General features: G+C 69.7%; 6 protein-coding genes and 4 pseudogenes. 4 read left to right on the top strand and 6 right to left on the bottom strand.

The window, feature by feature from the left end:
• Positions 1 to 29: 29 nt before the first annotated feature.
• A complete protein-coding gene (gene rarD, locus ABD198_RS26060) occupies positions 30 to 1,154 on the bottom strand; it encodes an EamA family transporter RarD (protein ID WP_425580555.1) in 1,125 nt (374 codons plus the stop codon).
• Between the two features lie 266 nt (positions 1,155 to 1,420).
• Positions 1,421 to 1,582, bottom strand: a pseudogene (locus ABD198_RS26055) (KR domain-containing protein); the annotation flags it as partial.
• Here ABD198_RS26055 and ABD198_RS26050 point away from each other — a divergent pair.
• Positions 1,573 to 1,695 (top strand): annotated as a pseudogene (locus ABD198_RS26050) (winged helix-turn-helix transcriptional regulator); the annotation flags it as partial. The pseudogenes ABD198_RS26055 and ABD198_RS26050 overlap by 10 nt on opposite strands.
• 33 nt (positions 1,696 to 1,728) lie before the next feature.
• Here ABD198_RS26050 and ABD198_RS26045 read toward each other — a convergent pair.
• The 3 genes from ABD198_RS26045 to ABD198_RS26035 all read right to left on the bottom strand — a co-directional run bounded on the left by ABD198_RS26045 (position 1,729) and on the right by ABD198_RS26035 (position 5,782).
• Entirely contained in the window at positions 1,729 to 2,808 is a 1,080-nt protein-coding gene (locus tag ABD198_RS26045) for a 2-oxoacid:ferredoxin oxidoreductase subunit beta (RefSeq protein ID WP_344006311.1), read from the bottom strand.
• A complete protein-coding gene (locus ABD198_RS26040; protein ID WP_344006309.1) occupies positions 2,801 to 4,729 on the bottom strand; it encodes a 2-oxoacid:acceptor oxidoreductase subunit alpha in 1,929 nt (642 codons plus the stop codon). Before ABD198_RS26040 ends, ABD198_RS26045 begins: the two co-directional genes overlap by 8 nt.
• A 363-nt stretch (positions 4,730 to 5,092) precedes the next feature.
• Entirely contained in the window at positions 5,093 to 5,782 is a 690-nt protein-coding gene (locus ABD198_RS26035; RefSeq protein WP_344006318.1) for a LuxR C-terminal-related transcriptional regulator, read from the bottom strand.
• 235 nt (positions 5,783 to 6,017) lie between these two features.
• On the opposite strand from ABD198_RS26035, the pseudogene ABD198_RS30810 reads away from it, so the two are divergent.
• From ABD198_RS30810 to ABD198_RS26025, 3 genes and pseudogenes are all read left to right on the top strand, one after another.
• Positions 6,018 to 6,500, top strand: a pseudogene (locus ABD198_RS30810) (IPT/TIG domain-containing protein); the annotation flags it as partial.
• 466 nt (positions 6,501 to 6,966) lie between these two features.
• Complete coding sequence (locus ABD198_RS26030) at positions 6,967 to 12,000, top strand: RHS repeat-associated core domain-containing protein (RefSeq protein ID WP_344006307.1); 5,034 nt, start codon at positions 6,967 to 6,969, stop codon at positions 11,998 to 12,000.
• Between the two features lie 9 nt (positions 12,001 to 12,009).
• The gene (locus ABD198_RS26025; RefSeq protein WP_344006305.1) at positions 12,010 to 12,492 is read left to right on the top strand and encodes a hypothetical protein; all 483 of its coding nucleotides are present in this window, start codon (positions 12,010 to 12,012) and stop codon (positions 12,490 to 12,492) included.
• Positions 12,493 to 12,588: 96 nt separating this feature from the next.
• Here the strand turns inward: ABD198_RS26025 and ABD198_RS26020 are convergent.
• A pseudogene (locus ABD198_RS26020) lies at positions 12,589 to 13,049 on the bottom strand (tyrosine-type recombinase/integrase); the annotation flags it as partial.
• Between the last annotated feature and the right edge of the window lie 147 nt (positions 13,050 to 13,196).

Below are 13,196 nucleotides of genomic sequence, written 5' to 3'. Positions count from 1 at the left end.
GGGGCGGCCCCGCGCGCTTACGGCCGGGCTTAGAGGGGGTCGGTCTCCGGGTCGGCGGGCCCGTTCCGCACCGCTCGCGCGGCGTCCGGCCCGCCGGAGGCGGAGGCCACGGCCGGCGCGGGCCGGCTCCCCTCGGCGGCCAGGGCTGGCCGGGGCTGGTCCGTCCCGGCGGCCACGACGGTCCGGTTCTCGCCCGCCTCGGCGACCATCCCGGTCCGGTTCTGTTCCGTCTCGGCGACCACCACGACCCGCTTCTGGTCCGTCTCGGCGACCCCGACCGCCCCCGTCTGCTTCGCCTCCGCCGCAGCCGCGGCGAGGGTGCGGGCGTTGCGGTGGCCGGTGCGCAGGGCGTCCCAGGTGAGCAGGGTCAGCGCCAGCCAGACCAGCGCGAATCCGGCCCACCGCTCGGGCGGCATGGCCTCCTTGAAGTAGAGGACGCCGAGGAGGAACTGGAACACCGGGGCCAGATACTGCAGCAGCCCCAGCGTGGACAGCGGCACCCGGATCGCGGCGGCGCCGAAGCACACCAGGGGAAGAGCGGTCACGATGCCCGTCGCCGCCAGCAATGCCGCATGGCCCGCGCCCTCGGCCCCGAACGTGGACCGCCCTTGCGAGCCGAGCCACAGCAGATAGCCCAGCGCGGGCAGGAACTGGATCGCGGTCTCGGCGGCCAGCGACTCCAGGCCGCCGATGTTGACCTTCTTCTTCACCAGGCCGTACGTGGCGAAGGACAGGGCGAGACACAGCGAGATCCACGGCGGGCGGCCGTAGCCGACGGTGAGGACGAGGACCGCCGCCGCGCCGATGCCGACCGCCGCCCACTGCGCGGGCCGCAGCCGCTCCTTGAGGAGCAGTACGCCCATAGCGATGGTGACCAGCGGGTTGATGAAGTAGCCCAGCGAGGCCTCGACGACGTGCCCGGAGTTCACCGCCCAGATGTAGACGCCCCAGTTCACGGTGATCACGGCCGCGGCGACCGTGATCAGGGCCAGCTTGCGCGGCTGCCGCAGCAGCTCGCCGAGCCAGGCCCAGCGGCGGGCGACGAGCAGCGCGGCGGCGACGAAGAACAGCGACCAGACCATCCGGTGGGCGAGGATCTCCACCGCCCCGGCGGGCTTGAGCAGAGGCCAGAACAGGGGGACCAGTCCCCACATCCCGTACGCCGCGAAGCCGTTCAGCAGTCCTATGCGCCGTTCGGCGGCCGACTTCCCGGTCACGGGCCCTCCTTCTTGCCTTACACCCTTGCCGACCTTGCCTTACACCGTGGCCGACGTTCACCTGTGCGAGCGAAAGCTCGCCCGGACGACGGTAACGCCGAAGACCCCCTGCTGTCATGTCCGTATCGGCATACGGTCATGACAGCAGGGGGTGGAGGGGTGCGGGAGGCCCTGGAGAGTCAGGCCTTGAGTGCCGCGGCGACGGCGGCGGCGACCACCGTGCCGTGCTCCAGCACGGGGGCCAGGTTCTCGGTGTAGTTCTCGTGGTACCAGCCGTTGCGCAGCAGCGTGTACGGCAGGCCCGAGGCGCGCAGCGCCTCCTCCGTGCCGCGGTGGTCGTCGGCGAGGGCGGCGGCTGGGCCGGGAGGCCGCCGAGCAGGTGCGGTCCCTGGCCCGGTGGACCGAGCTGCGGATGGCCGACGTGGAGCGCGCCCGGCAGGCATACGACGAGGCCCGGACCGCGCGGGCCCGGGCCTCGTCGGCGGCGGCTTCAGCCGTCGGGTCAGCCGAGTCAGCCGACGACGGTCCAGGTGTCCCCGCCCGCCAGCAGAGCGGCCAGGTCGCCCTTGCCGTGCTGCTCCATGGCGCTGTCCAGCTGGTCGGCCATCTGCGTGTCGTACACCGGACGGTCGACCGAGCGGAACACACCGATCGGCGTGTGGTGCAGGGTGTCCGGGTCGGCCAGCCGGGACAGCGCGAACGCGGTGGTCGGCGACGCCGAGTGCGCGTCGTGCACCAGCACCTGCGCCTCGTTCTCCGGCGTCACGGTGACGACCTTCAGGTCACCGGTCCCCGCGTCGCGCACCACACCCTTCGCACCGTCGGCGCCGAAGCGGATCGGCTGCCCGTGCTCCAGGCGGATCACCGCCTCCTCCGCCTGCTGCCGGTCCTTGAGGACCTCGAAGGCGCCGTCGTTGAAGATGTTGCAGTTCTGGTAGATCTCCACCAGCGCCGTGCCCGGGTGCGCGGCGGCCTGCCGCAGCACCCCGGTGAGGTGCTTGCGGTCCGAGTCGACCGTGCGGGCCACGAAGGACGCCTCCGCGCCGATCGCCAGCGACACCGGGTTGAACGGCGCGTCCAGCGACCCCATCGGCGTCGACTTGGTGATCTTGCCGACCTCGGAGGTGGGGCTGTACTGGCCCTTGGTGAGGCCGTAGATCCGGTTGTTGAACAGCAGGATCTTGAGGTTGACGTTGCGGCGCAGCGCGTGGATCAGGTGGTTGCCGCCGATGGACAGCGCGTCGCCGTCACCCGTGACCACCCACACCGACAGGTCCCGGCGGGAGGCCGCCAGGCCCGTCGCGATGGCCGGGGCGCGGCCGTGGATGGAGTGCATCCCGTAGGTGTTCATGTAGTACGGGAAGCGGGACGAGCAGCCGATGCCGGAGACGAAGACGATGTTCTCGCGGGCCAGCCCCAGCTCGGGCATGAAACCCTGCACGGCGGCCAGGATGGCGTAGTCGCCGCAGCCGGGGCACCAGCGCACTTCCTGATCGGACTTGAAGTCCTTCATGGACTGCTTGCCCTCGGCCTTCGGCACGAGGGAAAGAGCCTCGATCGTGCCCGTGCCTTCCCTGGACGTCTCAGCCATCGATGGCCTCCTTCAGAGCCTGTGCGAGCTGCTCCGCTTTGAACGGCATGCCGTTGACCTGGTTGTACGAGGTGGCGTCCACCAGGTATTTCGCCCTGATGAGGGTGGCGAGCTGCCCGAGGTTCATCTCGGGGATCACCACCTTGTCGTACGCCCTCACCACGTCCCCGAGGTTCTTCGGGAACGGGTTGAGGTGCCGCAGATGCGCCTGCGCCACGGACTGGCCGGCCCGGCGCAGCCGGCGCACGGCCGCCGTGATCGGCCCGTACGTCGACCCCCAGCCCAGCACCAGCGTCCGCGCGCCGTCCGGGTCGTCGACCTCGACGTCCGGCACCTCGATGCCGTCGACCTTCGCCTGGCGGGTGCGGACCATCAGGTCGTGGTTGGCCGGGTCGTAGGAGATGTTGCCCGTGCCGTCCTGCTTCTCGATGCCGCCGATGCGGTGCTCAAGACCCGGCGTGCCGGGCAGCGCCCACGGCCGCGCCAGGGTCTGCGGATCGCGCTTGTACGGCCAGAACACCTCGGTGCCGTCGTCCAGGGTGTGGTTGGGGCCCTGCGCGAACTGCACCTGCAGGTCCGGCAGCTCCTCCAGGTCCGGGATCCGCCACGGCTCGGAGCCGTTGGCCAGATAGCCGTCGGAGAGCAGGAACACCGGGGTGCGGTAGACCAGCGCGATCCGGGCCGCCTCCAGCGCGGCGTCGAAGCAGTCGGCCGGGGTGCGCGGCGCCACCACGGGCACCGGGGCCTCGCCGTTGCGGCCGTACATCGCCTGCAGCAGGTCGGCCTGCTCGGTCTTGGTGGGCAGGCCCGTGGACGGGCCGCCGCGCTGGATGTCCACGATCAGCAGCGGCAGCTCCAGGGACACGGCCAGACCGATGGTCTCGGACTTCAGCGCCACACCCGGACCGGAGGTGGTGGTCACGGCCAGCGAACCGCCGAACGCGGCACCGAGCGCCGCGCCGATGCCGGCGATCTCGTCCTCCGCCTGGAAGGCGCGCACACCGAAGTTCTTGTGCTTGCTCAGCTCGTGCAGGATGTCCGACGCCGGGGTGATCGGGTACGAGCCCAGGAACAGCGGCAGGTCCGCCTGGCGGGACGCGGCGATCAGCCCGTAGGACAGGGCGAGGTTGCCGGAGATGTTGCGGTACACGCCCGGCGGGAACGCGGTGGCGGCCGGGGCGACCTCGTAGGAGACCGCGAAGTCCTCGGTGGTCTCGCCGAAGTTCCAGCCCGCCCGGAACGCGGCGATGTTGGCCGCCGCGATGTCCGGCTTCTTGGCGAACTTGGACTTCAGGAACTTCTCCGTGCCCTCGGTCGGCCGGTTGTACATCCAGCTCAGCAGGCCCAGCGCGAACATGTTCTTGCTGCGCTCGGCCTCCTTGCGGGTGAGGTCGAACTCCTTCAGCGCCTCGACGGTGAGGGTCGTCAGCGGCACCGGGTGCACGTTGTAGCCGTCGAGGGAGCCGTCCTCCAGCGGGCTGGTCTCGTAGCCGACCTTCTGCATCGCCCGCTTGGTGAACTCGTCCGTGTTGACGATGATCTCCGCGCCGCGCGGCAGATCGCCGATGTTGGCCTTCAGCGCGGCCGGGTTCATCGCCACCAGCACGTTCGGCGCGTCACCCGGGGTGAGGATGTCGTGGTCGGCGAAGTGCAGCTGGAAGGACGACACGCCGGGCAGGGTGCCGGCGGGGGCGCGGATCTCGGCCGGGAAGTTCGGCAGCGTCGACAGGTCGTTGCCGAAGGACGCGGTCTCCGAGGTGAAGCGGTCGCCGGTGAGCTGCATACCGTCACCCGAGTCCCCCGCGAACCGGATGATCACCCGGTCCAGGCGGCGGACGTCCTTCGACCCCGCCGCTGTGCGCTGCTCTCCCACGACTGCACCGTCGGCGTGCTCCGCTGGGCTGCTGACCTGGCTGGTCACTGAACTGGACCTCCCTCGAGGCGGCTGTCCGGGCCGGACCTTCCCGCAGGTCCTCCCGGGATCAACCCTACGTCCGTAAGGGTCGCCTTCCTTGAGTGATTCGCATATTGGACGCGGGTCGCGGTGCGCACGGCGCGCCGGTCTGCTGCGGGTGCCCCGGATCACCGCTGGCGCGGCGCCCCGGGCCCCTGCTGTTGAAGACGCAGCGTGCACCCTTCGCGGTTCGGCCGGACGGGGGTCCGAAGGATTCACCGGTTGTCACCGGTCATGGGGATCTCACGGGTCCTCACGGGATCTCACGGGTGTCCGAGATCTCACCGGGATCCGGTCGGATCCCCCGGACGTCTCAGAAAATGAGACAGGTCAGGAATTGAGATACGTGAGGACGGCCAGCACCCGCCGGTGATCGCCCTCACTGGGGGACAGGCCCAGCTTCAGGAAGATGTTGCTGACGTGCTTCTCCACGGCACCGTCGCTCACCACCAGCTGCTTGGCGATCGCCGAGTTCGTCCGCCCCTCGGCCATCAGGCCCAGCACCTCCCGCTCGCGCGGGGTGAGTCCCGCGAGAACGTCCTGCTTGCGGCTGCGGCCGAGCAGCTGCGCCACCACCTCCGGGTCCAGGGCCGTACCGCCCTCGGCCACGCGCACCACCGCGTCCACGAACTCACGCACATCGGCTACCCGGTCCTTGAGCAGATAGCCGACGCCCCGGCTGGAGCCGGCGATCAGCTCCGTGGCGTAGCGCTCCTCCACGTACTGCGACAGCACCAGGACCCCGAGCCCGGGGTGCGCCTTGCGCAGCTGCACGGCCGCGCGCACGCCCTCGTCGGTGTGGGTGGGAGGCATACGGACGTCCGCCACGACCACATCGGGCAGCTGCCCCTGGGAGTCCAGCTCGGTGATGGTCTTGATCAGCGCCTCGGCGTCACTCACCCCGGCGACGACCTCGTGCCCGCGGTCGGTCAGCAGACGGGTCAGCCCCTCCCGCAGCAACACGGAATCCTCGGCGATGACCACCCGCACCTTGTCCTCCACGCTCTCGACCCCCCGCATCCCCGAACTCATGTGGTCCAGCATTCCAGCTTCCGGGGCGGATGCGGAGGGTCGAGGGGGCGCGCCGGGTGTCCCGGCGGCAGCGACACGGTCCGGCCCCGACGAGATCAATCTCGGCCATACCTCGCGCTGTGTGTCGCATTCATGACAGTCGGTGTTTATGGTGATCCGGCTTGTACGTCGTGGGGGGACACGGGGTGCATGTGACCCGTGAGGTGCTGTGGGGAGGGGCGCAATGCGGTCGCGGGGGTTACTTCTGCGTGGGGCCGGACAGCGGCGGCGACGGCTGCTGACCGTGGGCCTGCTGGTCGTCGCACTGACTGCCGGTACGGTGTCGGCCGACGCCGTACCGACCCGGCCTCGTCCGGTCGGGGACGCCGCTCCGGCGAAGCCGGCGCCGCCCCCTCCCGGCGCATCCGCATCCGCGTCCGCGGACTCCGCCGCCGCACCCACCACCGACAACGCCGTCTACGCCTACGACGCCGCCGGCCGGCTGGTCGGCGTGACCGACCCGGACGTCGAGACCGCTCGCTACCGGTACGACGAGGCCGGAAACCGGCTCGGCATCGACCGGTACCCCTCCAGCACCCTCTCGGTGCTCTCGGTCGTGCCGCTCCGAGCCGCGCCGGGCGCGAAGATCACCATCTCCGGCACCGGCTTCTCCTCCACCCCCGGCGCCCACACCGTGACCGTGGGAGGAAAGGGGGCCAACTATGTGCAGGGCGGCACGCTCACACCGACGGCTCCGTCGACGACCTTCGATCTCGCACGGCCCGGTCAGGACGGGCTCGCGACCTTCACCGCTCAGGCCGGCGACCGGCTCAGCCTGGGGGCGTCCGGAACCACCGTGCCCAGCTACGCAACGGTCACGGTCACCGGACCGGACGGCAAGAAGGCCGAGAGCTTCACCACGTCGCCCGGCCGCGACAGCGACTGGGACAGCGACGCGCTGCCCGCGGCCGGCACGTACACCGTGCGCGTCGCGGGCAAGAAGCTCGATACGGGCAAGGTGACCCTGACGCTCTCGCGCCCGGGCGGACGCCGGTCTCCTGCCCCGCGACGGAAGCACGACCAGGGCCACCGTCGCCCGGCCCGGACAGAACATCAGCGCTTCCTTCACGGCCGAGGCCGGAGACGACCTGTCGCTCGGCCTGGCGTCCAACGCCTTCACCAAGAGCCTGGCAGTGACCGTACTGGCCCCGACCGGTGCCGCCGTGGTCAGCAAGCGCCTGGTGTCGGCCGGCGCCTCGGGCACGATCGCCCTGGCGGACCTCCCCGAAACCGGGACCTACACCGTTCTGATCAATCCCAGCGCCGCGGGCACGGGAAGCGTCCAGCTGTCGCTCAAGGCGGTTGCCTCCGCCGCCGCAGTCCGCGGCACCCTCACCGCGAAGGTCCCGCAGATCCCCCTGCCGGCCGTATGCCTCGCCCAGCGGCTGCCGCTGCTGGTGCCGGACCACGCCGAGGTGCGCGCCGACAAGTGCGACGCGCTGCAGAAGCAGGCCGAAGCCAAGGCGGCCAAGGCGAAGGAGGCCGCCGGTGTGGTGCCGACGGGCCCCGATGCCTGGCAGCCGGGCAAACGGAACCTCAGCGGCCGGGACTGGACCACCGGGCGCGGCGCCGCCCCCAAGGCCCCGCCCCGGCTGCGCGCCCCGCCCGGCCGCACCGCCCTGACCGGCCATGTGCTGAAGCTGGACGGCACGCCGCTGGCCGGCGTCACCGTCCGGGTCGGCGCCAGGACCGGCCGCACGGACGCCCGGGGACGCTTCCTGCTGTCCGGCATCAGCCCCGACGCCACCACGCTGGTCGTGGACGGGGCGAGCGCCAGTACGAGGACACGGACGTACGGCCGGTACGACATCCGGATCCACCCGGTCGCCGGCCGGAGCACCGACCTGGGCTTCCCCGTGTGGATGTCCCCCCTGGACACCAGGCACACGGTCACCCTCGACGCGCCCACGAAGGCCGACGTCACGCTGACCACCCCGAAGATCCCCGGACTTGAGGTACGCCTCCCGAAGGGCTCCGTGGTGCGTGACGAGCACGGGAGGACGGTCACCGAGCTGGGCATCACGGCGATCCCGGTGGACCGCTCGCCCTTCCCGCTGCCGGAGAACAGTGCCGTCCCCGTCTTCTTCACGGTGCAGCCGGGCGGCACCTACATCTTCCCCGAGGGCGCCCAGATCATCTACCCGAACTACACGCACGAAGCGCCGGGCTCCCGCGTCGACTTCCTCGCCTACGACCCGGCGGACAAGGGCTGGCACACCTACGGCCACGGGACCGTCACGCGCGACGGCAAGCAGGTCGTACCGGACCGGAAGACCCGTATCTGGGCCTTCACGGGGGCCATGATCAGCGTCTCCGACGCGATCCCGTTCGACATCTCCCGCGTCGCGGACATCGTCGACTGGCTGTCGGGAGACCCGGTCGACCTGCAGACCGGCCTGCTCACGGACTCCCGCACCGACCTCGCCGTCGCCGACCCGCTGGGCCCGGCCGAGGTCACCCGGACCTACTGGCAGGGCGACACCCGCTCCCGTGCCTTCGGTATCGGCCGTGACCTGTCCTACAACATGTATCTGCACTCCCGGCGCCTGTACAGCGAGGTGGACCTGTACCTGCCGGGCGGCCGGAAGGTGCACTTCATCCGGAAGACGGGCTCCGACTACAGGGATGTCGTCTTCGAGCCGGAAGGCTCCCCCACCGCGCTGGACGGCGCCAGCATCACGCAGCACAAGAGCAGCTGGCACCTGGTGCTGCGGGACGGGACCGAGTTCACCTTCCCCTGGTACGGGCCGCTGAAGGAGATCCGCGACCGTCACGGCAACGCGGTCCGCCTCACCCGGTCCAACGGCACCAAGGGCGACATCACCACCATCACCACCCCCGGCGGACGCTGGATCTCCCTCACGTACGACGACCAGCACCGCGTCACCCGGGCCCGCGACAACACCGGCCGCACGACGTCCTACACCTACGACAGTGCGGGGCGGTTGAAGACGGTCACCGACCCGGCCGGCCAGGTGACGTCGTACACCTACGACGGCACCTCCAACCGCATCAAGACCGCCACGGACGCCCGCGGCGTCGTCTACATGACGAACACCTTCGGTGCCGACGGCAGAGTCACTCAGCAGAGGCTCGCCGAAGGGCAGGTGTACTCGTTCGCCTACACCACGACCGGCACCGGTCAGGTCACGGCCACGGAGGTGACCCAACCGGGCGGATCCGTCCGCCGGGTGGAGTTCGACGGCTCGGGCTTCGCCGTCAGCGACACCGAGGCCTACGGCACCTCACTGGCCCGCAAGACCGTCTACGAGCGGGGGGCCGCCCACCGCGTCACGGCCGTTGTCGATCCTCACGGCCGGCGTACCGAGCTGAAGTACGACGCCAACGGGCATGTCACCTCGGCCGTGGAACTCGCCGGCACCGCCGACGCCCGGTCCTCGGGGACGACGGTGTTCGACGGGCCTTACGACCAGCCCACGAAGATCACCAACTCGCTGGGGCACACCACCACCTTCACCTACACCGGCACCGGAGACCTCCAGACCATCACCGATCCGGAGGGCCGCAGGACGACCTTCACCCTGGCCGCGGACGGCCCGATCAAGAAGGTCACCGACAACGCGAACGCCACCACCGAATACACCTACGACCACGGCGACCTGGTCTCCACGAAGGACGCCGAAGGCCGGGTCACCCGCCAGTTCACGGACGCCGCCGGACGGGTGACTGCCCTGGCCGACGCGGCGGGCTCCCTGACGACCGTCTCCTACGACGTACTCAACCAGGCCCGTGAGGTCACCGACCCCCTGGGCCACAGGACCACCCTCGAATACGACGCCAACGGCAACCTGACGGGCCTCATCGATCCTCGCGGCAACACCACCAAGTGGGCCTACGACGACGCCGACCGCCCGACGTCCGCCACCGACCCGCTCGGCGCGCAGGCCCGGTTCTCCTACAACGCAGCGGGTCTGCTGGAGCGGGCGACCGACCGGTCGGGGCTGTCGGCCGTGGCCGAGTACGACGTGCTGGGCCGGCCCAAGCAGACCCGGTACGGCGTGGATGCCGCCGGCCGGGCCGAGTCCACCGTCACGTACACCTACGACGACCACGACCTGCTCAAGCAGATCAGCGACAGCCAGGCCGGCGACCGGTCCTTCGCCTACGACGTCTACGACCGCCTGACCTCCACCACCGGCCCGACCGGCACGGTCGGCTATGGGTACGACGCCAGGGACAGGCGCACCCGGATGACCGCAGCCGGGACCACCACCACCTACGGCTACGACGCTTCCGACATCCTCACCTCGGTGAAGTCCGGGGCCCAGGAGGTCACGTTCGGACTCGACGCGGTGGGCCGGGAGAAGACCGCCTCACTGCCCGGCGGCATCACCCGCACCACCGGCTACGACGCGACCGGCGTCATCGAGTCCATCGCGTACCAGCGGGGCACCAGGACCATCGGCACCCTGGACTACGCACGCGACCAGCGCTCGCTGCAGACCGGACTGACCGGGTCGCTGGCCAAGGTGGCCCTGCCGGCCGAGGAGAGCGGAACGCGGTTCGGCAAGGACAACCGCATCACCAGCTACGCCGGCCGCACCTTCACCTATGACGTGAACGGCCGGCTCACCGGCGACGGCCTGCGCACCTACACCTGGAACGCCCGCGGCGAACTCACCGGTCTGACCAAGGCAGGCACCACCTCGGCGTTCGGCTACGACCCGCTCGGCGGTCGCCTCACCAAGACGATCGACGGCACCACCAGCCGCTATCTCACCGACGGCGCCAACCCTCTGGTGGAGCAGGACGGTTCGGGGGCGACGACCGCCACGCTGGTCACCTCGGGGCTCGACGAGTTCCTGACCCGCACCGAGAAGGGCGAGACCCGCATCTACCTGACCGATGCGCTCGGCACCGTGGTCGGCCTGGCCGGCACCGACGGCTCCCTCGCCACCAGCTACGCCTACGAACCGGGCGGCATGCCCACCGTCTCCGGCGAGCCCTCGTCGAACACCCACACCTTCACCGGCCGCGAGGACGACGGCACCGGCCTGCTCTACTACCGCGACCGGTACTACGACCCGCAGACCGGACGGTTCATCTCCCAGGACCCCAGCGGCCACTCCGGCGGAGTCAATCTCTACCAGTACGCCCTGGCGTCACCCACCACCTACACGGACCCCTCCGGCAACAACCCCATGATCGCCGGGTGCGTCGTCGGGGGGATCCTGGACGGGGGCATGAACTGGCTCACCCAGCGCCTGTCCGGCCGCAAGGTCAGCTGGGGCCAGGTGGGTCAGGCCGCCGCGACCGGCTGCCTGGCCGGCATGCTCGGCGAGGGCATGGGCGCCGCACTCGCCGGCAGGGCGAGCACGCGGGTGGCCGGGTGCCCCGCCCCCAACAGCTTCACCGGCGACACGCCGGTCCTGATGGCCGACGGGACCAGAAAGCCGATCAAGGACGTCGCCGTCGGGGAAGCGGTGATCGCCACCGACCCCGAAACCGGTGAGAGCGGGCCGCGCAAGGTCACCGCGCTGATCAAGGGGACGGGGGAGAAACAGCTCGTCGACATCACCGTGGACACCGGCGGATCCGACGGCGGCAGCAGGGCGAGCACGATCACCGCCACCGACGGTCACCCGTTCTGGGTGCCGGAGCTGCACCGGTGGGTCGAGGCAGGTGACCTGAAGGCCGGTCAGTGGCTGCAGACCAGCGCCGGCACCTGGGTCCAGATCACCGCGATCCGGCACCACATCCGGTCGACGGAGGTCTACAACCTCACCGTCGACGGACTGCACACGTACTATGTGCTGGCGGGGGAGACACCCGTCCTCGTTCACAACCGCAACTGCACCGGTACGGTCTGGGACGACATCAAGGGGACGCAGCCGAATTATCCTGGCTCTGACTTGCCTCGGTCGTTTGAAATGCAAGCGGGTGGTACGCGTGTTTGGGTTCACGGGAATGCAACCAAGCACATCGCCGAATACGCGCAGAATAAGGCGGCGAATATGGCGAGCCGAGAGCAAGTGGGACTGGCTATCCAGGTTCAGCTTCGCAGCTTGCAATCTGCCGTCGAAGGGGCTACTCGGAATGGCGTCCCGACGGGAAGGGTGATTACTTCCGGTGGATGGGAGCTTAAGTTCAGTCAGCGCCCGCAAGACCCACTCCCCGCTCTCGTTCACGCTCTCTATGTCGGTTAGGAGTAGCCGGTGGTAAAAGTGACTCGGTGGGCTCCCTGCCCCGGAGCCGTTATAGAGCAGGATCCGTGGATCCCGCTGGATGCCTTGTGGGAAGTCGACAGGGATCTCCAGCCTCTTTACCTGATGATTTCCGGCAGCTCTGGCGGCTATCTTGAGGTGAGGGTGCACCCTGAAAGCGGTCAACTCATGAGCTTGACGGTTATCGATCTTCCCCCCGAAGGGGGCGGCCTGGACTGGGGTCCCCAACCGGAATTGCTCTGGGGTGTCGTGCCAGTATTCGACATCTCGGAATGGGAGGACGCCGACCCTGCCTTTCGGATTGTGAGAAAAACCGTCGAACTGTCGCATGCTCGCCTTCCGGAAGGCGAGCTACTAACCCTCGGTGGAACTGTGGCAGCTGTCAAGGCTAGCTGCGGCCCTGTTGTGGTGGGAGTAAGTCATCAGGGTGAGTTGACGCACTTCTGGTTCAGGAGTGAATCGACGGAAGTTTGATCGCGTTCGACGCGGCGCGCATGCAAATCTGAAGATCTGTCAGGTGTGTCCTGGCGGGGCTTCAGCGTGGGGTGACGGCAGTAGTTGACGGCAACGTCAGCGGACGAGGGCGGCGCAGGGTGGCGATTCGTCGCCGTCGGAGCGTGCCGTCTCGGTGGTCTCCCGGCCGCCGAGCGCGGTGCCGAGGGCGTCGATGGCGTCTCGCTGGAGGCGGAGCCTGACGTGGGCGTAGACGGTGGCGGTGACGCCGATGTGGGCGTGGCCGAGGAGCTCCTTGATCGCGACGAGTTCGACGCCCTGCTCCAGAAGCAGAGGGGCGGTCGAGTGCCGGAGGTCGTGAAACCGGATGCGGCGGAGGCCGGCCTTACGAAGGAGCGTGTGAAAGCGCGGGTGAGGTTGGTCGGGTCGATCGGCCCGCCCTGCGCAGCGGTGAACACGTGCCCGCTGTGCTGCCACGCCGCGCCCGCGGCCTCCCGCTCGCGCTGCTGCCGCTCGTGGTGGAGCTTCAGCGACTGGACGCAGCGGGCGGGGAGGGCGATGCGGTGCCAATCACCACGGTGGGTGTGCCGAGATCGGTTGCATCACCGACGCGGTCCTCGAAGGTGAGCGGATCAAGGGAAGCAGGAGTCTCGCCATGGTGCACAAGCCGTTCAACAACCCTGGCATCAGACGGCTGATTCCGGGATGCCCCGAATGTCAGGTTC

The sequence above is a fragment of the Streptomyces thermocarboxydovorans genome (assembly GCF_039524635.1).
GTDB classification, from domain to species: domain Bacteria; phylum Actinomycetota; class Actinomycetes; order Streptomycetales; family Streptomycetaceae; genus Streptomyces; species Streptomyces thermocarboxydovorans.
This window is presented reverse-complemented; position numbering and strand designations above follow the sequence as displayed.

Coding starts and splice junctions, on each gene's coding strand:
- rarD (WP_425580555.1), bottom strand. CDS start 1,154: ATGTGGGGACTGGTCCCCCTGTTCTGGCCTCTGCTCAAGCCCGCCGGG.
- ABD198_RS26045 (WP_344006311.1), bottom strand. CDS start 2,808: ATGGCTGAGACGTCCAGGGAAGGCACGGGCACGATCGAGGCTCTTTCC.
- ABD198_RS26035 (WP_344006318.1), bottom strand. CDS start 5,782: ATGCGGGGGGTCGAGAGCGTGGAGGACAAGGTGCGGGTGGTCATCGCC.